The following is an 18785-nucleotide window of genomic DNA, read 5'->3' on the forward strand; positions in this document are numbered from 1 at the left end:
CCCGGTCGCGGGATTGGTGGTGCGGGTCATTCGAACAGGCTCCCCACCGGCAGCGGCACCTGCAGCGCGTAATGGAAGACCGCATAGATCAGCCCGGTCACGCCGACCGCCAGCACGGGGTTCCAGAGCGGGCTGCGCTGTCCCATCAGCGCCATGATGACGGCCATGTAGACGGCGGTGGCCGGGCCGTAGCCGACATACTCCATGGCGGCGATGCAGCCGGCGGTCGCCAGCATGCCCAGCGCCACGCCGGCATAGCCGGCGACGCCGACCGAAGGCCCGCCTGCTGCGGCTGCGGTCGGCGCCCGCAGCGTGTTGGCGATCAGGATCAGGCTCAGCAGGATCAGCGCGCCGGCATGGATGATGGGAAAGCGTGCCGCGCCGACGTCGGTCGCCAGCATGCTTTTCGGGAAATCGGCGGTGGTGGCGATGGCAGAGGCGGCGATGGCGATCAGCACGACGGAAATCACCAGATTGGCGATCTTCGTCGTCATCGGGATCGCGTCGGACTGCCTTGACGCATCGCTCCGGGCGGGGGCGTTGCTCATGGTCCGGTCTTCTCACGAAGGAAGGCGCCCCGGCGGCGGACCGCCGGGGCCGGCAGCGGTCCGGCGTTACTTCGCCATGCCCAGCTTGGTCATCAGGTCCTTGAAGAAGGCGTTGTCCTTCTGCATGGCCTGGCCGAATTCCGGACCGTCGGCATAGGCCCAGGTCAGGTTCATCTTGGCGAGCTGATCGCGGAAGGCCTGATCCTCGGCCGCCGCCTTGCTGGCGGTGCGCAGGGTATCGACCACCGCGGCCGGGGTCTTCTTCGGCACGACGATGCCGCGCCAGGTGGCGACCGACAGGTCGATGCCCTTCTCCTTCAGGGTGGGCACGTCGGGGAAATTCTTCTGGCGCTGGTCGGCCATGACCGCGAGCATGCGGAGCTGGCCGGCGGCGAGCTGGCTCGACACCTCGGCCGGGCTGACGGAGACCGCTTCGATGTGGCCGCCCAGCAGTGAGGTGACGGCCGGGTTGGCGCCGTCGAACGGGATGTGGTTGAAGGTCGTGCCGGTCTTCTCCTCCAGCGCCTCGGCGGCGAGATGCCAGATGGCGCCGGTGCCGGAATTGCCGATGCGGACCTTGCCGGGGTTGGCCTTGGCGTTCGCCAGGAACTCCTCCACCGTCTTCCACGGCGCGTCGGCCTTGACGGTGATGGCGCTCGGCTCCGCGTTCAGGCGGGCGACGGGCGTGAAGTCGTCGACGGAGAAGCGGGCGACGCCCATGTGGGGCAGCAGGGTGATCTCGACAGTGCCCATGCCGACCTTGTAGCCGTCGGCGCGGGCGGCCATGATTTCGGTCAGGCCGACGGCACCGCCGCCGCCGGTCTTGTTGACCACGCCGATCGACTGCGGCAGCTGCTTCTTGGCCGAGTCGGCGAAGGCGCGGGCGACCAGATCGGTGCCGCCACCGGCGGCGTAGGGGACGATCAGCTCGATCGGCTTGGTCGGATAGTCGGCGGCCTGGACGGTGGCGGCGCCGGCGATCAGCAGGCCGGCGGACAGGCCGGCCGACAGGATCGTGCGGGACAGGCGTGCGGAAACCTTCATGGCATTCCCTCTATGGTGCGCCGGCTTGCGTGCCGGTCGTTGGAAGACGGTGGGGGAAGACGGTGGGGGAAGACGGTGGGGTGGAAACGGAAAACTCAATGCGCGGCGCTGCCCGCACCCGCTCCCTCGGCCCAGGCCCGGGCGAAGCGGGCGGCACGGGCGGCCAGCTCCGCCACCGGCAGGCCGGGGCTGTAGAGCGCGGACCCGAGGCCGAAGCCGGAGGCGCCGGCGATGCGGTAGGGCTGCATGGTGTCGGGCGTGATGCCGCCGACCGGCAGAAGCCGCACGCTGTGCGGGATCACCGCGCGCAGGGCCTTGACCACCACCGGCGGTATCTGTTCCGCCGGGAACAGCTTCAGCGCGTCGGCGCCGGCCGCCAATGCGGCGAAGGCTTCCGTCGCGGTGGCGACGCCGGGGGTGCAACCCATCGACCGCGCCTTGGCGGCGCGGATGATCGCGGTGTCGGCATGCGGCATCACCACCAGGTCGGCGCCGATGCCGGCCAGCCGGTCGACCTGCTCCAGCGTCATCACCGTCCCGGCGCCGACCAGGGCATCGGCCGGCACGGTGCGGCGGATGGCGGCGATGCTGTCGAACGGGTCCGGCGAGTTCAGCGGAACCTCGATCAGGCGGAAACCCGCCTCGTACAAGGCCGCCGCCGCCGGCTCCGCTTCGGCCGGTGTCAGGCCGCGCAGGATCGCGACCAGCGGCAGGGCGGTGAAGGCGGCGTCGAGGCGGACGGGAAGCGTGGGATCGGTCATGGGGCGCTCGTGATGCTGGCGGTTACGGCAGGGCCGGCCGATGCGGCAGCGGACGGCAACAGCCCGGCTGCGGCCGCGAACTGGAAAAGGCCGCGGGGAGCGGTGTTGCCCAACTGTGCGGTCGGCGTGACGCCGAAGCCGGCCAGCCCGCGGGTATAGCGGCGGCACAGCCGGGGATCGCCGATCAGCAGCAGCGGCGTATCGGCCGGAAACTCCGTTCGCAGCGCTGCGAGGCCGGAGCGAAGTTCATGCCCGATCAGCAGGCCCGAGAGGTAATGCGCCAGGCTTTCCGCGGGCAGGCGCTTGGTCAGGCCGAGCGTGCGGGTGGCGAACAGCTGGTGCGGCAGGTCACCCGGACCGGCGGCCTGCGCGGCGCGGATGCCGATGGCGAACGCCTCGTCCTCGTCCTCGGGCGAGGCCTCGCGGTCGGCGGGCATCAGCCGGCCGAGCAGCGAATGGGTCTTCAGGACGGCGAACAGCTCGCCCGTCATGTAGGAGGAAAAGCCGGTGATCCGGCCGTCGGCGACACGGACCCATTTGGAATGGGTGCCGGGCATCGCGACGCAGGCATTCCGTGCCCAGTCGGCATTTTCGGCCAGGGCGCCGGCGATCTGGATTTCCTCGCCCCGCATCACGTCGGGGATGCCGTCCGGCGCATCGTGCAGGACGCCGGGGGCGATCGGGATGACGCGGCCGGCAGCGGTCTTCACCCGTGCGGCATGGCCGGCAAGCGTCGCGGCGTCGGCCGGGGTGGCGACATAGGGGGCCTCGACCCAGCCCTGTGCGCTGCCGACCATGCCGCCGGCGACCACCGGCAGGCTGGGGTAGGCGTCGAGCCAGTCGCCGCACAGGCCGGCCAGCGCCGCCTCGAACCCGGCTGGGCCGGGCTGCGGCAGGTTCTGGATGCCGTGGGCCGACGCCCGCTCGGCGAGGATGCCCGCCTCGCCATCCATCAGGAAGCCGCGCAGGCTCGACGTGCCCCAGTCCAGCGCGATCAGCGCGGGCTCGGCGGAGGAGGTTACGGTGTGGTCCATCCCAGATCCTTGGAAATCGCATCCGCCGTGGCGCGGACCAGCGGCCCGAGCGCCGCCATGCGGTCGTCGGGCATATAGGGGACGGCGCTGGCGACGCTGATCGCCGCCACCACCAGAGTCCGCCCGTCGCGCACCGGCGCGGAGACACAGCGGATGCCGAGTTCGTTCTCTTCCAAATCCATCGCCCAGCCCTGGGCGACGTAACGGTTCAACTGCGCCTCGAACAGCGGCCAGTCCGCCGGCCGCGGCCGGTCGGCCGGCAGGTTGGGGGGGCAGGTCAGCGCATGGAGCGCCGCCCAGCGTGCCGGGGTCATGCCCAGCATCAGCGCCTTGCCCAGGCCGGTCGAGGCGATCGGCATGCGTTGCCCGGTGCGGGAGCGCATCTCCAGGCCGCGGGTGCCGGGGATCTTGTCGAGATAGAAGACCTCGCCATGCTCCTCGACGCCGAGATGGACGGTATCGCCGGTCGCCTTTGCCAGCGCCTCGATGTGCGGGCGGGCGACGGCGACCAGCGGCCGCTGCTCCAACGCCTTCATGCCGAGTTGGATCAGCTTCGGGCCCAGCAGATAGCCCTTGTACGGAATGTGGTGGAGATACCCTTCCGCCACCAGGCTGACGAGCATGCGGTGGGTGGTGCTGCGCGGGGTGCCGAGCCGGGCGGCGATCCCCTTCACGTCGCACACCCCCTCCGCCACGCAGTTCAGCAGGGTCAGGCCGCGCAGCAGGGTCTGCGTGCCGGCGCCTTGCGGCTTGCCTGCCTCTGCCTTCTGGTCCGCCTCTTCGACGATTCCGCCCATGATTTGTTTTGTCATCGTTGTTTCTCCGGATGCTAGGAGTGCATGCCACAGTGTGTCAAATAGTTTTATGTGATCCCAAATAATGAGACATATCGGGGGTGGCGACGAACGGTCGCGGTGGGCGTCGGAGCGCTGCGAAACCCATGATCGCACTTTCAAAATCCTGCCGCTTCGGTCAGAAAAGATCCCATGCCGCGGCCGGCAGGTATGGCCCGGCATGAAAACGGTCATCCTTGGAGAACTATCATGCGTCTCACCGCCATTTCCTTCGTCAGCGCGACGGCGCTGCTGGCCGGCTTCGGCACGGCGCAGGCGGACATCGTCATCGGCCTCGGCACGGCGACCACCGGTCCGGTCGCGGCGCTGGGCGAGCAGTCGGTGTATGGTGCCAGGCAGGCGGTCGCCGACATCAATGCCAAGGGCGGCGTGCTGGGCCAGAAGCTGGTGCTGAAGGTGGGGGACGACGCCTGCGATCCGCGCCAGGCGGTCGCCGTCGCCAACCAGTTCGTACGCGAACAGGTTGCGGCGGTCGTCGGCCATCTCTGCTCCGGCGCCAGCATTCCGGCGGCCGACGTCTACCAGGAGGAAGGGATGGTGATGGTCACCCCGACCGCCACCAACCCGCTGCTGACCGCCAAGGGCCATCCGAACATCTTCCGCGTCTGCGGCCGTGACGACCAGCAGGGCGTGGTGGCCGGCACCTATCTGGCCGAGACCTTCAAGGGCAAGAACATCGCGGTGCTGGATGACAAGCAGGCCTATGGCAAGGGCTTGGCCGACGTGGTGGTCGAGACGCTGGCGAAGGCCGGCGGCAAGGTCGCCTACCGCGGGTCGGTGACGGCCGGCGAGCGCGACTTCTCCGCCCTGGTCACCAGCCTGAAGGACAAGGGCGTCGAGGCGGTCTATTACGGCGGCTACCATCCCGAACTGGGCCTGATCGTGCGTCAGGCGCAGGAACAGGGGCTGAAGCCGCAGTTCATCGCCGGCGACGGGCTGAACAACCAGGAATACTGGTCGATCACCGGTCCGGCCGGCGAGGGCACGCTCTACACCGACAGCCCGTCGGCGGCCAGCGATCCCAAGGCGCAGGAACTGATCGCGTCCTTCAAGACGGCCGGCCTGCCCGAGCCGGGCAACTTCGCCTTCTACAGCTATGCCGCGGTCCAGGTGATCGCCCAGGGTCTGCAGAAGGCCGGCAGCGTCAACGGGACCAAGCTGGCCGCGGCCCTGCATTCCGGCAGCCACGAGACGGTGGTCGGCCCGGTGGAGTTCGACAAGAAGGGCGACATCACCAAGCCGAACTACGTCATGTATGTCTGGAGCAACGGCAAGCCGGAGATGGTCGCCCGCAAGTGACCGCTTCCCGGGCGGGCGGGGCGGCTGCGGCCGCTCCGCCGGCCGGGCACCGGGGAAGAGCAGGCGAAGGGGCAGGCGAAGGGTTGATTGCGGGATGGCGGCCCCAACCTCTATCCTCGGGAAAGCCGGCTTGGTCGGCCAATTCGGGAAGGGCTGCCGCATGTACATCGCGATGAACCGTTTCAAGGTCCGCCATGGGGCCGAGCAGGAGTTCGAGGAGGCCTGGCTGAACCGGGAGGTTCATCTGCACAAGGTGCCGGGCTTCGTCGAGTTTCACATGCTGCGCGGGCCGGACCGGGACGACTTCCGGCTCTATTCCTCGCACACGGTGTGGGAATCCGAAGACGCGTTCCAGGGCTGGACCCGGTCGGAAGCCTTCCGCAGCGCCCACGGCAACGCCGGCGCGCGCAAGCCGCTCTATGTCGGCCCGCCGGAGTTCGAGGGGTTCGAGGTCATCCAGACCGTGCAGCGCGACCCGAACGCCTGACTGCGATACGCCCTTTCCACCCGCCGGGAAGAAATCCATGCTGGAACTGGTCATCGAGCAGCGCCGAAAGAGCCTCGGCGGATTCGAGGTCGGACGTGTGCTGCCCTTCGTGCAGCGGCGGATGGTCGGCCCCTTCGTGTTCTTCGACCATATGGGGCCGGTCGATTTCGAGGCCGGCCTGCCCCGGGACGTCGACGTGCGTCCCCATCCGCATATCGGCCTGTCCACCGTGACCTACCTGTTCGACGGCGAGATCATGCACCGCGACAGCGTGGGATCGCAGCAGGCGATCCGACCGGGCGAGGTGAACTGGATGACCGCCGGGCGCGGCATCACCCATTCCGAACGCTTCGAGCGCGCCCGGCTGGAAGGCGGACGGATGCACGGCATCCAGGCCTGGGTCGCCCTGCCCGAAGCCGACGAGGAGACGGACCCCGCCTTCAGTCATTATGGCACTGGCGACCTGCCGGTCTTCGAGGATGGCGCGGTCCGCGGCCGGCTGGTGGCCGGCGAGGCCTTTGGGGCCAAGGCCGGGGTGAAGACCCACTCGCCGCTGTTCTACATCCATTGGGATCTCGCCCCCGGCGCCCGGGTGGAGCTTCCGGCGGACGGGTGGGAGCGCGCGGCCTATGTGGCGGCAGGGTCGGTCGAGGTGGACGGGCAGCGGCTCGAGGCCGGACGCATGGCGGTCTTCGCCCCCGGCCATCCGGCGGTGCTGACCGCCGCCGAGCAGTCGGTCGTGATGGCCATCGGCGGCGAACCGCTGGGCCGCCGCTTCATCGACTGGAACTTCGTGTCGTCCAGCAAGGAGCGGATCGAACAGGCCAAGGCCGATTGGCGGGCCGGCCGGATGAAGCTGCCGGACCTCGACGACGGGGAGTTCATTCCGCTGCCGGAAATGCCGAAGCCGCCGGCGAACCCGATGTCGTGAGAGGCCGATGTCGTGAGAGGTCGATGTCCTGCGGGAGGGCGCCCGGTCAGCGCTCCCGCTTCCACCAGGACCTGGCCGCGACCGCGACCGGGACCGACAGGGCGACCCAGGACACGGCATCCACCAGCCCGTCATCCAGCAGGGCGGACACCAGCCCGGCGATGGTGACCAGCGCGATCGCGGTGGGAAAGCCGAAGATCGCGCCCAGGGGCAGGGAAGCGCGCGCCTTCATTCCGCGGCCTCCCTTGCATCGGAGCGGAAGCCGGGGGCGGTGGCGGCGTGCTCCTGGCTGCCGCGGCGGCGGGCGACCCACAGATAGAGGCCGCTGCCGAGGATGACGATGGTCAGCACGTCCAGAACCGCCCACAGGATCTTCATCGGCATCCCGCCGTAATCGCCGAAATGCAGCGGCTGCGACAGGCGCAGCGCCAGCATGTACCAGGGCATGGAGCGCATGTCGGTGAAGGCCCCGGTCTCGGCGTCGATCAGGGCGGGGGTGAGGATCTGGCGGGTCGCCGGGGTGGCCCCCTTCAACCAGACCGCGTAATGGTGGTTGCTGGAAAAGCGCACGCCGGGAAAGGCGATGAATTGCGGGCGCATGCCCGGAGCTGCCTCCATCGCGGTGCGGACGGCGGCGTCGACGGAGGAGAAGCGCTCGGGCACCGGCTTGCCCTCGTAGGGGGCGATCATCGCGGCAAGCTCGTTGGCACGCCAGTAGGCGACCAGCGGGACCGACAGGGTGTTGATGACGCCCGTCAGGCCGACCACCGCCACCCACATCAGCGTGACGATGCCCAGCATGTTGTGCAGGTCGAGCCATTTCAGCCGCGTGCTGCGCCCGGCCCGGACCGTGCCGAAGGACAGCTTGCGCATGAAGGGAGCGTAGACCACCACGCCCGACAGCGTGGCGACGAACAGCAGGAAGCCCATGAATCCCAGGAACAACTCCCCCGGCAGGCCGGCGAACATGTCGACATGCAGGCGCAGCATCACATGCATGAAGCCGCCGTCTTCGTTGAGGTCGCCCAGGATCCTGGTGGTGCGCTGGTCGATGGCGGAGATGTGCATCTGCGACACCGGTGACCGTGCGGCCGGGCCGGTGGTGACGTTCACCACCGGCCGGTCCTCGTCGAAGCTGAGGAACAGCGGCCGTTCGCCGGGGTAGGTCGCGAGCGCCGACGCAACCGCCTCGTCCAACGTCTTCAGCGGGGTATCGGCCGGCATGTGCGGCAGGTTGTCCTCCGCCGTCAGCGCCTCGATCTCGTCATGGAAGATCAGCGGCAGGCCGGTCAGGCACAGCAGCAGCATGAAGACCGTGCAGACCAGGCTGGTCCATTTGTGGATCAGGGTCCAGATCCGGATGGTTCGGTTGGTCATCGCGCGTTCCTCATGCGTCCGTCATGCCCCCGGCTGATCGGTGGCGGATTGGCGGCGGATCAGAAATCCACCGACACCGACAGCTTCGCCGTCAGCGGGTTGCCCTGGGTCAGGTAGCCGCCGAAGGCCGACGCCCAATAGGCCTTGTCGGTCACGTTCTCCACCGCCGCCCGGAAGGTGACCGGACGGTTCTGGATATCGGTGATCATCCGCGCGCCGACGTCGAAGCGGGTCCAACTGGGGATCTTCAGCGTGTTGGCGGTGTTGACGTACTGCTCGCCGGTGTGGATCACGCGGCCGGTCAGCGTCACCGTCGGGAAGGAGGCCGGCAGGAAGGGCAGGTCCCATTCGACGTTGGCGTTGAACTGGTGGCGTGGCACGCCGACGGCGTCGTTGCCCTCGGTCGCCGTGTTGCCGGTGTCGCTCAGCTCCGGATCGATGAAGGTGGCGCCGCCCAGCAGGCGTACGCCCTGCACCGGCTCGCCGTACAGCATCAGCTCGATGCCGCGGTTGCGCTGCTCGCCCGACACGCTGTAGATGCGGGTGGCCGCGTCGGTGACGCCGCTGGGCTGGGTGGTCTGGAACAGCGACAGCGAGCCGCCGAAGCTGCCGAAATCCAGCTTGCCGCCGACCTCGTACTGGACCGAGCGGTAGGGTTCGAAGATCTCCCCGGAATTGGCGGCGGTCGAGGGCGCGGTCGGTCCCTGGGCCAAGCCTTCGATGCGGTTGGCGTAGAGCGACAGTTCCTTGAGCGGCCTTACCACCAGCCCGACCACCGGCGTCAGTGCCGATGCGTCGTAATCGGACGTGCGGGCTCCGGTGGTACGGTTGTAGCCGCGGACCTGGATGTTCTGCTGGCGCAGGCCGGCGGTCACCATCACCCGGTCGTCCAGGATCGACAGCGTGTCGGAGGCGTAGAAGCTGCGCAGCACCGCCTCGGAAACCTTGGGCGGGTCGCCGACCATGCCGGCCGCCAGCGTCGTCCGCGGCCGGGCGATGTCGACCATGTTGTAGAGGTTGACGGTTGAGGTCGCGCCGAACTCGTAGCCGTTGTTGTTGGTGGTGCGCAGCGCCGAGAAGCCGCCGTTCAGCTGGTGCCGCACCGGCCCGGTGCGGACGTCGGCCCGAATGCCGGCCTGACCGGTGACGGTGAAATCCTCGCGCGGGACGGTCAGGCGGCTGATGGTGCTGGTGCCGTCGGCCCGCGTGACGGTGGGGGTGGAATAGTCGCCGTCCTCGCGCATGCTGCGCATGCCGAAGGCGCCATGGACGGTCAGGTTGGGCAGGATATCGTATTCGGCGCGGATCTGGCCGAAGGTGTCGCGCATCTCGGAATAGGCCCAGGGCTGGGCGTAATTCTGCGAGGCGGACGGTACCGCCGGGACGACGCTGCCGACATAGACGACCGTGCGGCCCTGTTCCACCCGCTGGGTCTGGGTGCCGACGTCGAGCGTCACGCGGGCGCGATCGCCGCGATAGTCCAGCGCCAGAGACCCGAGCTTCAGCGACCGCTCCTCGTCGTCGATGGCGGTCTCGCCGCCGCGGACCGCGGCGTTGGCCCGCACGCCGAACTGCTTGTTCTCACCGAACCGGCGGCCGACATCGGCCGACAGGCCGAAGCGGCTGTCCATGGCATAGCTGGCGGTCAGGCGGGTCAGCGGCTCGTCGTCCGCCCGCTTGGGCACCAGATTGACGCCGCCGCCGATGCCGGTGCCGCTGGGGGCGGCGCCGTTCAGGAAGGCGCTGGCGCCCTTCAGCACCTCCACCCGCTCGAACATGTCGGTGGCGACGATCTGGCGGGGGGCGGTGCCGTAAAGCCCGTCGACCGACAGATCCTCACCATACAGCGGGAAACCGCGGATGATGATGTTTTCGGAGAAATTGCCGTAGCCGAAGCCGGTGCGCACCGCCGGATCGTTGGCCAGCACGTCGGCGACCGTCTCGGCCTGCTGGTTGCGGATCGTCTCGGCGGTATAGCCGGTGACGTTGAACGGCACGTCCATGGCGTCCTGGTTGCCGAGAGCGCCGATGCGTCCGCCGCGGGCCACCTGGCCGCCGGCATAGGCCGGGGGCAGGGCGCCGGGGCCGGCCGCCGTCCGGTTGCCTTCGATCTGCACCGGATCGAGCTGGACGGCGCCGCCGGCGGCAACCCGCTCCACCGTCACCGTCTCGGTGTTCAGGAAGCGGGCGACCAGCCCGGTGCCGGACAGCAGGCGGTTCAGCCCCTCGCGCGCGGTCATCGACCCGCTGACGCCGGGGGAGCCGACGCCCTGCGTCACCGCGCCGGGGGTCAGCACCTGGATGCGCGTGGCGGCGGAGAAGGCGGCGAGCGCCCCGTCCACCGACTGCGGCGCGATGGTGAAGGACACCGTCCCGGCCGGCGCGGTCTGCGCCACTGCGGCAGGGGCGTTCGCAAGCAGGACACCCGGTGCGATCAGCACCGTGGTCGCCAGCAGCCGTCCCAGGAAGGCGCTGCCCCGGCGCCCGTTCTTTACCCTCATGACCCCATACTCCGCCGATGCCATCGCTTGCCTCTGTCGTCCGGTGCGAACCCGCGCCGCTTATTCGCGACTGCGTCTCATTCTCTTCCTTCCCGGACATGACGATGGCGGAGCGGAAATCCCTGGGAGGTTTTTTTTCGGGGCCGCGTTTTTTTACCGAAGCAGGGTCAGATAGGGGGTGATGCGGGTGGCATGGACACCCAGGCCGCGTTCCAGCGCGTCGAACACGGCGTCCGGCCGGTCGAGGGCGAAGACACCGGACACCACCCGCTCGGCCGCCTCGTCGTTCAGCAGCACCACGCGGCCGGGCCATTGCCGGTTCAGCGCGGTGATGACGGAGGCGAGCGACTGTTGGCGGAACACGATCTGACCATGCCGCCAGGCGAAGGCGACGCCGGGATCGGCCGCCTGCGGCCCGGTCACGCCAAGGGGGCCGGCCTCCGCGCTTTCGCCGGGGCGGAGGCGGATGCTGTCCGGCCATGGCGCATGGGCGTTCCCGCCGGGATGCGCGGCAACCTCGACCAACCCCTCCCCGACGGTGACGGTGGTGCGGTCATCGTCGCGGCGGACGCTGAACTGGGTTCCCAGCACGCGGGCGGCTCCGGCCCCGGCATCGACGACGAAGGGATGGTCGGGATCGCGGACGACCTGGAACCAGGCCTCGCCGCGGAGAAGCCGGACCCTCCGCTCGCCGCCCTGGAAGTCGAGCGCCAGTGCGGTGTCGCCGTTCATCTCCGCCCTGGAGCCGTCCGGCAGCGTCAGCATGCGGCGCTGGCCGAGCGACGTCACCTCATCGGCGATGGCGTTCTGGTAGCGCGTCGGCCCCTGCCACAGGCCGATGCCGCCGACCGCCAGCAGGATTGCCAACGCAGCGGCAAAGCGGCGGAAGCCGGCGATCCGCGCCTGTCCAGGTGCTGAGATCCGGGCGGGCGCGGGCATAGCTCGGGCCGCGGCCCGGGCAGGGTCCTTCAGGTCATGCAGGAGAGTTTCCAACTCGGCGAAGGCACGGGTATGGGCGGGGCTGCGGGCGAGCCAGGCGGCGAACGCGGCACGCTCCGCCGGGGTATGATCGTCGGCCTGCAGGCGGAAGAACCACGCGTTCGCTTCCGAGAACAGCCTGTCCTCGTTGGGTCCGCTCCGCTGTTCGTCCTGCCGGTCCATCATCTGCTCGCTGGGGTCTGCTCGCTGGGGTTCGCCCGCTGACGCGCGGGGGGCGGTCCGGTTGCCTTCTGCTTACCAAGACGGCCGGCTGCGGCCAATCCCTCAAATAAAATGTCCGGGAAGCGAAAGAATCCTGCGGATTATCGTGGTAGCCGCCGCTTCATGTGGGTGCGGCATTGCTCCAGGGCCGCACGCAGATGGTATTCGACCGTGCGCGGTGAAATGCCCAGCCGCTCGCCGATGGCGCGGTAGGGCAGCCCTTCGACATGGTAGAGCAGGAAGACATCGCGGGTCTTGGGCGGCAGGGCGTCGATGGCTCCGCGCAGCCGTGCCATCGTCTCGTTCCGCTCCATCACCGCATCGGCAGTCGGATCGGTCGCCGGCAACTGGTCGTCGGGCGGTCCGGCCTCGCGCAGCCGCTGGCGTTTCGCCGCTCGGCAATGGTCCAGCGCGATGCGGTCGGCCACCACGAACAGCAGCCCTGCCGGATTCTGAACCGCCTCGCCGTCGGGTAGCCGCGCCAGCCGCAGGAAGGCGTCCTGCGCCAGATCGCCTGCACTCTGCGGATCGCCGGTTCGTCGCGCGATGACCCGTTCGACCCGCAGCCGGTGGCTGTCGAACAGCTCCGCGATCTTGCGCGCCCAGGTGCCGACGGGGCCGGTCATCGGGCGTGCAAGGGACGGGTGTCGTCGGGCAGGGCAGAGCGGAAGGTGTCGGTCACGGATACGCGGAATGGCGGATGCAAGGGAGACGACCGCCCGGTGGCTCTCGACCATGTGGGAAATCGATCAGTTGGATATAGCTGCGTCCGAGCAAAAATGCGAACGATTCTTAATAGGTGCCTTGGCTGAAACGGTGAAAACCGGTTGGGTCTGGCTCATGACGGGAGAACGACGAGAATCCTCAACGCGGCGGTGACCTTCAGGCGCCAAGAGTCCGATCTTCGGCGGCTGTCCAGATGGGATCTGCAAGCCAAAAATACGTGCAATCTGCATAAGTGCATATAAAAATTGCATATCAATGTACTTCAATCTTATAAAGAGCAAATGCCAATTGGTTATAAATTTAAACCGTGATAAATTCCTAACGAACTATCAGATGGAGATATAAAATGACAGATTATGCAATTAAAAGAGGAGATGAGTTTAATGTCGGGCGATATATTCACCCATCGACGAACTCAAGATTTGTTCTTGCCCTGGTTGCAGTTGTGCCAATAATATTATGGATTTCGTGGATATCTTTCAAATACCCTCCATTCTTTGCTGTTCTATTATTTTATGTGTTGTTTGTCGGTCTGCTGCTGTGGATCGGTTTAGAGCTTATGAGGGCCGCATTGATTGGCAATGCCGTGAAAGTCGGCCCCGATAATTTTCCAGAAATTTCAAATATATTGAGAGATGTGAAGAAAAAAATTGGCTATAGTAAGGATGTAGAGATATATATTATAGAGGATGGAAGTATTAATATGATAATATATCGTTTCTTTTCTTCAAAATTCATCGTTATACACTCTTCTTTTGTTGAGTCTTGCGAGGCTTCAAAAGATTATCGTGACATAGAGTGGGCAATCGCCAGATTTGTCGGGTATCTAAAGATAAAAAAAGATCATTATTACCCAATTGTATTTGAAATAATGGAATCTATAAAGAATATTCCGCTCATTAATCTACTTGTGCTTCCGTATGAGCGCTGCATAATTTACTCTGGGGATCGAATTGGCTTGGCACTCTGCGGTGAATTGGAGGCAGCGATTACAGGATTGGGAAAATTAATGATCGGGAAAACTCTTTATGGAAAGGTTTCCAGCGAAACATTCATATCGCAATCCCGAATAGTCAACAGCAGCTTTTTTGCTGCCGTCTCCCGATTTTTCTCGGGTTATCCTCACATGACAGACAGATATCTCAATATTATGTCTTTTGCCAAAGACAGTGCGCCAGAACACTATCATGAATTCGTGCTTCGTCATCGTATCGACATGAAGCATCTTGAAGATGCCTTAAGTAGTCGCCACGGGAGATAGCGCGAAAATATTGAGTGATTTAATAAAAATGGCATGCGGAGCATAAGAGTATGCCCGCATGCCATTATATCAGACGTGGAAGCTCTCACCGCAGCCGCAGCGGCCCTTCTCGTTCGGATTCTTGAAGACGAAGCCGGTCTGGAACTTGTCGTCGACATAGTCCATCTCGCTGCCGATCAGGAACATGACGGCGGCCGGGTCGATCAGGACAGTGACGCCCTTGTCCTCCACCACCTCGTCGAACTTCAGCTTTTCCTTGGCATACTGGACGTCGTAGCTGAGGCCGGAACAGCCGCGCGCCTTCACGCCGATGCGCAAGCCGACGATCTCGTCGGTGGCCTTGGACATCAGCGCCTTGACGCGCTCCGCAGCGGCGTCGGTGATCGTGATCGCCTTGGGCAGGGGGCGGGCCATGGTGACTGTCTCCTAAAACGACTCAGAACATATCCAGTTGCAGACGGGCTTCTTCGGACATCATGCCCTGGTGCCAGGGGGGCTCCCACACCAGCGCGATCTTGGCCTCGTTGACGTCCTCGACGCCCAGCACGGCCTGGCGCACCTGTTCGGGCAATTCACCGGCCACCGGACACATGGGGCTGGTCAGCGTCATATCAATCTCGACATTCCGCTCCCCATCCATGTCCACGCGGTAGATCAGGCCCAGTTCCCAGATATCGACCGGGATTTCCGGGTCATAGCAGGTCTTGATCGCCGCCACGACGCGATCCATGATTTCCTCCCGCGGGTCGAAGCCCTCGGGCGGCTTGGGCATCGGGGCGAAGTCCTTCGCCTCGGGCGCGTCCGCCGTGGTGTCCGCCTTGACCTGGGCCTCCGCCTCGGCGGGGGTCGGGGCGATGGGGCGTTGCGTCAGGGTTTCATCGGGCATCTCGATCCCCTCCGTCAAAACTGGTCGCTGGAGGCCGTGGCCTCGCCATGCAGGGCCGCGTTCATGGCGTGCCATGCGAGAGTCGCGCACTTCACCCGCACCGGGAACTGGCGCACGCCGGACATGACCATCAGCTTTTCCATGGTCTCCTCCTCGACGCCTTCCGGAATGTCCGGCTCGTCCTGGGTACACAGTTCGTGGAAGGCGTGGAACAGCGTTTCCGCCTCCGCCGCCGTCTTGCCGCGCACCAGTTCCGTCATCATCGAGGCGCTGGCGGTGGAGATGGCGCAGCCGCGACCCTGGAAGGCCACATCCTCCACCACCCCGTCCTTCAGGGTCAGGTAGACCATGAAGCGGTCGCCGCACATCGGGTTCTCGCCCTTGGCCTCGCGGTTGGCGTCGTCGGGATGGCGGAAGTTGCGGGGGTGCTTGCCGTGGTCCAGGATCACTTCCTGATACAGCTCGCGCAGATCGTCCATCATGCTCCGAAGAACTCCTTGACCGCCTGGAGGGATTGGACGAGGGCGTCGGCTTCCTCCCGGGTGTTGTACAGGCCGAAAGAGGCGCGGACGGTCGGCCCCACCCCGAACCGCTCGGCCAGCGGCTCGGCGCAATGGCGGCCGACGCGGACGGCGACGCCATACTGGTCGACGATGGTTCCGACGTCGTGCGGGTGCACGCCCTCCAGCGCGAAGGAGACGATCGGTCCCTTGCCGGGCGCGGTGCCGACGATGCGCAGGCCGTCGATCTGCGACAACTGTTGGGTGGCGTATTGCAGCAGGTCGTGCTCGTGCGCGGCGATGGCGTCGCGTCCGAGCGCCTCGACATAATCGATGGCGGCGCCCAGCCCGATCACCTCGGTGATCGGCGGCGTGCCGGCCTCGAAGCGGGACGGCGGAGCCTTGAAGGTGGTGCCCTCGAAGCTGACGCTCTCGATCATGTCGCCGCCGCCCTGGTAGGGAGGCATCTTCTTCAAGAGGTCGTATTTGCCGTAGAGCACGCCGAGGCCGGTCGGGCCATAGAGCTTGTGGGCGGTGAAGACGTAGAAGTCGGCGTCGATGTCCTGCACGTCGACGGTGCCGTGCACCACCGCCTGGCTGCCGTCGAACAGCACCGGGACGCCGCGCTCATGCGCCAGCTTGGCGATGGCCTTGGCCGGGGTGACGGTGCCAAGCACGTTGGAGCAATGGGTGATCGCCACCAGCTTGGTGCGGTCGGACAGCAGATCCCTGTAGGCGTCCATGTCGAGGACGCCGTCCTCGTCGCAGGGCACGACCTTGATGACGATCTTCTTCTCGGCCTGGAGCAGCTGCCACGGCACGATGTTGGCGTGATGCTCCATGATCGAGAGGATGACCTCGTCGCCCTCGTTCAGGAAGGTCCGGCCATAGCTGGCCGCCACGAGGTTGATCGCCTCGGTCGAGCTGCGGGTGAAGACGATGCAGCGGTCGTGCGGCGCGTTCAGGAAGCGCGCGACCTTGGTGCGCACTGCCTCGAACTGGTCGGTCGCAGTCTGCGACAGGAAATGCACGCCGCGGTGGATATTTGAATAATCCTCCTCCATGAAGCGGGTCATGGCCTGGATGACCTGGCGCGGCTTCTGCGCGGAGGCTCCGCTGTCCAGATAGACCAGCGGCTTGCCGGGCTTTCCCTTCCTGGCGTGGACGCTGCGGGCCAGCACGGGGAAGTCGTCCCGCACCCGCTGCACGTCGTAGGCTTGGTTCAGGATGGCATCGGACATGGTTACTTCTGCTCCTCCAGCCAGCCGGCCACGATCCCCTGGAAGGCGTCGCGGATCGACAGTTCGGCGATTTCCTCCAGCGATTCCGACAGGAAGGCGCCGATCAGCAGCCCCTGGGCGGTGTCCCTGTCGATGCCGCGGGCGCGCAGATAGAACAGCGCGTCGTCGTCCAGTTCGCCGGCGGTGCAGCCGTGGCTGCACTTCACGTCGTCGGCATGGATCTCCAGTTCCGGCTTGCTGTCGATCTCGGCGCCGTCGGACAGCAGCAGCGCCCGGTTCAGCTGATAGCCGTCGGTCTTCTGCGCATCCGGGCAGACGGTGATCTTGCCCTGGAACACCGCGCGCGCCGTGTCGTCGATGACGCCCTTGTAGACCTCGCGGCTGGTCCCAAAGGGCTGGGCATGGACGATCAGCGTGGTGGTGTCGGCATGCTGCTTGCCGCGGACCAGATAGCCGCCGCTGACATGGGTCCGCGCCTCGGTCCCGTCCAGGCGGCTGACCACCTCGTTGCGCGACAGCTTGGCGCCGGTCGTCAGGATGAAGTTGTCGTAGCAGCCGCCGGTCGCCACCGTCGCCGCGATGTGCGACAGGTGGATGGCCCCGCCGCCTTCGCGCTGTGACTTGTAATGGTGCAGCGTGGCGCCCTCGCCGACGAAGACCTCGGTGACGTGGTTGGCGAGCGTGGTGCCGGCGCCGCGGCCGACATGATGCTCGACCACCACCGCCTTCGACCCGGCCTCGGCGATCAGCAGCGTGCGCGGGTGGCAGGAGGTCGCCTGGGCGTCGGAGCCGACGGACACGAAGACCAGTTCGACCGGCCGTTCGAGCTGGACGCCGGCCGGCACATGCAGGACCGGGCCGTCGGCCAGATAGGCGCTGTTCAGCGCCACCAGCGGCCGGTCGTCGGCTGCGGCGAGGCGCCCGACATGGTCGGCCAGCAGGTCGCCCGGCAGATCGCCGGGGCTGGTCAGCACGGCGGCGAGGCTCAGCAGTCGGACCCCCGGCGGCAGCCCGCCGGTCGAGGACAGGTCCGCACGGAACCGGCCGTCGACGAAGACCAGCCGCGGCCCGTCCTCCCCCTCCGGCCGGACGCTCGGCAGCAAATCGATGCTGGCCGCCGCAGCCGCCGGAGCGGCCGGCTGGAAGGACAGCTTTGCGAGGTCGCGCAGGTTGGTGTAGCGCCAGCTCTCGTTCTTGATCGTCGGCAGGCCGACGGCGGCAAAGCGCTCGCGGCCGGCGCTGCGCAGATCATCCAGCCAGGACAGCCCGCTGCCGGGCAGGCCGGCTCCCACCTGGTCGAGCGGCGCCAGCAGGGCCGGCGCCGTCGTCGGATCGGCGCCCCGCGTCGAATAGGTCATCGGGTGAAGGGGAGAGTCGGACCGGGGGTTGAGCGCCGTCATCACGCCGCCTCGCTCGTGCCGAAGTCGCGGTAGCCGTTCTTCTCCAGCTCCAGCGCCAGGTCCTTGTCGCCCGACTTCACGATGCGGCCGGCGGCCAGCACATGGACATGGTCGGGAATGATGTAGTCGAGCAGGCGCTGGTAATGGGTGATGACCAGCATCGACCGCTCCGGCGAGCGCAGCGCGTTCACGCCTTCCGCGACGATCTTCAGCGCATCGATGTCGAGGCCGCTGTCGGTCTCGTCGAGGATGGCGAATTTCGGCTCCAGCACCGCCATCTGCAACGTCTCGTTGCGCTTCTTCTCGCCGCCGGAGAAGCCGACATTGACCGCGCGCTTCAGCATCTCGTCCGACATGCCCAGCGCCTTGGTCTTCGCACGGATCAGCTTCAGGAACTGCATGGCGTCCAGCTCCTTCTCGCCGCGATGCTTGCGGATGGCGTTGATCGCGGTCTTGAGGAAGGTGGTGTTGCCGACGCCGGGGATTTCCACCGGATACTGGAAGGCCAGGAAGACGCCCTCGGCCGCCCGCTCCTCCGGCTCCATGGCCAGCAGATCCTTGCCGTAATAGGTGACCGAGCCTTCCGTGACCTCGTAGCCGTCGCGGCCGGCCAGCACGTAGGACAGGGTGCTCTTGCCGGCGCCGTTCGGCCCCATGATGGCATGGACCTCCCCCGGGCGGATCGTCAGATCGACACCCTTGAGGATTTCCTTGCCGTCCACGGTGGCGTGCAGG

19 protein-coding genes and 1 pseudogene are annotated in these 18785 nt (G+C 66.7%); 4 read left to right on the forward strand and 16 right to left on the reverse strand.

Annotated elements, in window-relative coordinates; translation table 11 throughout:
* Positions 1-26: 26 nt before the first annotated feature.
* The 5 genes from AL072_RS15640 to AL072_RS15660 all read right to left on the reverse strand — a co-directional run bounded on the left by AL072_RS15640 (position 27) and on the right by AL072_RS15660 (position 4199).
* Positions 27-548: a tripartite tricarboxylate transporter TctB family protein gene (locus AL072_RS15640; protein ID WP_082109058.1), complete on the reverse strand. Its 522-nt coding sequence runs from the start codon at positions 546-548 to the stop codon at positions 27-29.
* A 66-nt stretch (positions 549-614) separates the two neighbouring features.
* Entirely contained in the window at positions 615-1592 is a 978-nt protein-coding gene (locus AL072_RS15645; protein WP_045583260.1) for a tripartite tricarboxylate transporter substrate binding protein, read from the reverse strand.
* Positions 1593-1687: 95 nt separating this feature from the next.
* Positions 1688-2353, reverse strand: coding sequence for a 2-dehydro-3-deoxy-6-phosphogalactonate aldolase (locus AL072_RS15650; protein WP_045583259.1), 666 nt, complete (start codon positions 2351-2353; stop codon positions 1688-1690).
* Entirely contained in the window at positions 2350-3387 is a 1038-nt protein-coding gene (locus AL072_RS15655) for a 2-dehydro-3-deoxygalactonokinase (RefSeq protein WP_045583258.1), read from the reverse strand. Before AL072_RS15655 ends, AL072_RS15650 begins: the two co-directional genes overlap by 4 nt.
* Positions 3372-4199, reverse strand: coding sequence for an IclR family transcriptional regulator (locus AL072_RS15660; protein WP_245636880.1), 828 nt, complete (start codon positions 4197-4199; stop codon positions 3372-3374). The genes AL072_RS15655 and AL072_RS15660 overlap by 16 nt, the downstream gene beginning before the upstream one ends.
* 231 nt (positions 4200-4430) lie before the next feature.
* Between AL072_RS15660 and AL072_RS15665 the strand changes: the two genes are divergently transcribed.
* The 3 genes from AL072_RS15665 (at position 4431) to AL072_RS15675 (ending at position 6958) form a co-directional block, all read left to right on the forward strand.
* A complete protein-coding gene (locus AL072_RS15665; RefSeq protein WP_045583256.1) occupies positions 4431-5540 on the forward strand; it encodes a branched-chain amino acid ABC transporter substrate-binding protein in 1110 nt (369 codons plus the stop codon).
* A 160-nt stretch (positions 5541-5700) separates the two neighbouring features.
* Complete coding sequence (hmuQ, locus tag AL072_RS15670) at positions 5701-6027, forward strand: heme-degrading protein HmuQ (protein WP_045583453.1); 327 nt, start codon at positions 5701-5703, stop codon at positions 6025-6027.
* Positions 6028-6064: 37 nt separating this feature from the next.
* The gene (locus AL072_RS15675; protein WP_045583255.1) at positions 6065-6958 is read left to right on the forward strand and encodes a pirin family protein; all 894 of its coding nucleotides are present in this window, start codon (positions 6065-6067) and stop codon (positions 6956-6958) included.
* A 46-nt stretch (positions 6959-7004) separates the two neighbouring features.
* Here AL072_RS15675 and AL072_RS15680 read toward each other — a convergent pair whose 3' ends face one another.
* The 5 genes from AL072_RS15680 to AL072_RS15700 all read right to left on the reverse strand — a co-directional run bounded on the left by AL072_RS15680 (position 7005) and on the right by AL072_RS15700 (position 12662).
* On the reverse strand, positions 7005-7190 hold the full coding sequence (locus AL072_RS15680) for a hypothetical protein (RefSeq protein WP_045583254.1): 186 nt from the start codon (positions 7188-7190) through the stop codon (positions 7005-7007).
* Positions 7187-8335 (reverse strand): PepSY-associated TM helix domain-containing protein, encoded by a 1149-nt coding sequence (locus tag AL072_RS15685; RefSeq protein WP_045583253.1) that lies wholly within the window; start codon positions 8333-8335, stop codon positions 7187-7189. Before AL072_RS15685 ends, AL072_RS15680 begins: the two co-directional genes overlap by 4 nt.
* A gap of 59 nt (positions 8336-8394) precedes the next feature.
* Positions 8395-10836: a TonB-dependent receptor gene (locus AL072_RS15690; protein ID WP_245636881.1), complete on the reverse strand. Its 2442-nt coding sequence runs from the start codon at positions 10834-10836 to the stop codon at positions 8395-8397.
* A 153-nt stretch (positions 10837-10989) separates the two neighbouring features.
* On the reverse strand, positions 10990-12000 hold the full coding sequence (locus tag AL072_RS15695) for a FecR family protein (RefSeq protein ID WP_144428253.1): 1011 nt from the start codon (positions 11998-12000) through the stop codon (positions 10990-10992).
* Positions 12001-12137: 137 nt separating this feature from the next.
* Complete coding sequence (locus AL072_RS15700; protein ID WP_045583252.1) at positions 12138-12662, reverse strand: RNA polymerase sigma factor; 525 nt, start codon at positions 12660-12662, stop codon at positions 12138-12140.
* A 446-nt stretch (positions 12663-13108) separates the two neighbouring features.
* On the opposite strand from AL072_RS15700, the gene AL072_RS34345 reads away from it, so the two are divergent.
* On the forward strand, positions 13109-14023 hold the full coding sequence (locus tag AL072_RS34345; protein ID WP_144428254.1) for a M48 family metallopeptidase: 915 nt from the start codon (positions 13109-13111) through the stop codon (positions 14021-14023).
* Positions 14024-14092: 69 nt separating this feature from the next.
* Here the strand turns inward: AL072_RS34345 and AL072_RS15705 are convergent, their stop codons facing one another.
* The 6 genes and pseudogenes from AL072_RS15705 to sufC all read right to left on the reverse strand — a co-directional run.
* Complete coding sequence (locus AL072_RS15705; RefSeq protein ID WP_045583251.1) at positions 14093-14437, reverse strand: HesB/IscA family protein; 345 nt, start codon at positions 14435-14437, stop codon at positions 14093-14095.
* A gap of 22 nt (positions 14438-14459) precedes the next feature.
* The gene (locus AL072_RS15710) at positions 14460-14909 is read right to left on the reverse strand and encodes an iron-sulfur cluster assembly protein (protein WP_045583250.1); all 450 of its coding nucleotides are present in this window, start codon (positions 14907-14909) and stop codon (positions 14460-14462) included.
* Between the two features lie 14 nt (positions 14910-14923).
* A complete protein-coding gene (gene sufU, locus AL072_RS15715) occupies positions 14924-15391 on the reverse strand; it encodes a Fe-S cluster assembly sulfur transfer protein SufU (RefSeq protein ID WP_045583249.1) in 468 nt (155 codons plus the stop codon).
* The gene (locus tag AL072_RS15720) at positions 15388-16650 is read right to left on the reverse strand and encodes a cysteine desulfurase (RefSeq protein WP_045583248.1); all 1263 of its coding nucleotides are present in this window, start codon (positions 16648-16650) and stop codon (positions 15388-15390) included. Before AL072_RS15720 ends, sufU begins: the two co-directional genes overlap by 4 nt.
* Positions 16651-16652: 2 nt before the next feature.
* A complete protein-coding gene (gene sufD, locus AL072_RS15725) occupies positions 16653-18050 on the reverse strand; it encodes a Fe-S cluster assembly protein SufD (protein WP_245636882.1) in 1398 nt (465 codons plus the stop codon).
* Positions 18050-18739 (reverse strand): annotated as a pseudogene (gene sufC / locus AL072_RS15730) (Fe-S cluster assembly ATPase SufC); the annotation flags it as partial. The gene sufD and the pseudogene sufC, both read right to left, overlap by 1 nt.
* Positions 18740-18785 lie beyond the last annotated feature (46 nt).

The sequence above is a fragment of the Azospirillum thiophilum genome (assembly GCF_001305595.1).
In the GTDB taxonomy this organism is placed as follows: domain Bacteria; phylum Pseudomonadota; class Alphaproteobacteria; order Azospirillales; family Azospirillaceae; genus Azospirillum; species Azospirillum thiophilum.